At 43.9% G+C, this 1640-nt stretch carries 3 protein-coding genes; 2 read left to right on the forward strand and 1 reads right to left on the reverse strand.

All coding sequences use genetic code 11. From position 1 onward, the window contains the following. Window positions 1-794, reverse strand: a 794-nt coding sequence (locus tag A3738_RS14160) for an ABC-F family ATP-binding cassette domain-containing protein (RefSeq protein ID WP_156504260.1), incomplete at its 3' end; no start/stop codon positions are given. A gap of 79 nt (window positions 795-873) precedes the next feature. On the opposite strand from A3738_RS14160, the gene A3738_RS14165 reads away from it, so the two are divergent. After that, on the forward strand, window positions 874-1335 hold the full coding sequence (locus tag A3738_RS14165) for a DUF2390 domain-containing protein (protein ID WP_068483426.1): 462 nt from the start codon (window positions 874-876) through the stop codon (window positions 1333-1335). Continuing rightward, window positions 1332-1640 (forward strand): DUF4124 domain-containing protein (locus A3738_RS14170; protein WP_156504261.1); only part of this gene is annotated, 309 nt, incomplete at its 3' end. The genes A3738_RS14165 and A3738_RS14170, both read left to right, overlap by 4 nt.

The raw sequence follows: 1640 nt of genomic DNA on the forward strand, positions 1-1640 counted from the left end.
CGACTTACAAATGACTGAATCTCAGAAATACGCTGCTGTTGCTTGGCATATTGTGACTGCTGTAGCGCTAGCTTCTCGGCTCTTAGTCGCTCGAAGTCTGAATAAGTACCGGTATATTGATGTAACTGACGATGCTCAAAGTGCAAGATACTCGTTGCTACTGCATCGATGAAATCCCTATCGTGCGAGATAAATAGAAGTGTGCCTTGATAGCGCTTCAGCCATTGCTCGAGCCAAAGCATGGCGTCAAGATCCAAGTGGTTAGTTGGTTCATCTAACAACAGTAAATCGGATGGGCACATTAGTGCTTGTGCCAAATTCAGTCGAATACGCCAACCACCAGAGAAGCTTGCAACGGGCGAATATAACTCGCTTTCTGAAAATCCTAATCCGTGTAAGAGTTTTTTGGCATCAACGGGTATTTGATAGGCATTGATCGATTCGAGTTCACCATGGATGTTAGCAATAACATGATTGTCTTCTTGCTCTTGCGCGAGCTCCAGGCGTTCTTGCAAGCGGCGAAAAACATGGTGTCCATCCATGACATAGTCAAGCGCCGAACGCTCGGAACTTTCGACTTCTTGCGCCATATGCGCAATGCGACAATTACCGGGTAAATGGTAAGCACCTGCATCCGTCGACAATTCACCCAACAGAAGTTTGAATAAACTCGTTTTACCCGCGCCATTCGCCCCAACAATCGCAACGCGTTGTCCATCCGCTATGTTGGCGTCTGCGTTTTCAAGCAGCGGCTCAGGGCCTCGACGCAGTGTCATTTCAGTAATCTTAAGCATGAATCATCACTTCAGGTAGAACTCGCCGCGCAAGGTAGCGGATAATAGCGCGTACATCAACGCATTGACGCTCTAGATTATGAACAAAGATAATAATGCTGAACACTTCTGGCAGTTTTCAATAATGCTTTGGAAGCAAGAAGACATTAAGAACATACTAATGCACGCTCAAGATCATAAGGATCTGGATATCAATTTATGTCTGTTTGCACTTTGGTCATCAAAACAGAAAAAAAGATTGGGATCTCAAGCAGAGCAAATTCTTAAAATTCAACAAGATTACTATTTCGATTTAATTAAGCCTACGCGGCAGCTCCGTCAACGGGCTAATCACTATGGCAACTCATCTTTAAAACAGCACTATCTCGATGCGGAGCTTGCAGCAGAAAAAGCCTACCAAGGCCAGTTATGTCAGCTCAGATTAGAGATTGCGCCAGAATCCGAAGAATTAACAGCTACACTTAAGGAGAATTTGAGACTAGGTAGCCGCGTTAACTGGTCAGAGCCTTCTTTGAAAAAGATGTTGGAGACTATTCTGTGAAATGGGTGTATCGCTTGTTTTCTGTCATTATTTTAGTGGGTGCACTAAGTTTACCGTTTTATGCAGACTATCAAGCCGGTGGTGACTTTCTCAATATTAAAGAAATGCCAGACAAACTAATAAGCGCCATTACACCTAGCTCTGGTGGCATCTACACAGATGAACCTAAAGAGTCTCAGGTGAACAATGCTTCCGAGACAAAGAGCTCTCTAGAATATTATCGTTGGCAAGACGAACATGGGCAGTGGCATTTCAGTGATGAAAAACCATCCAATCAAAAGAATGTACAAATTGCGCAACTGAAA

This window comes from Oleiphilus sp. HI0066, from assembly GCF_001635725.1.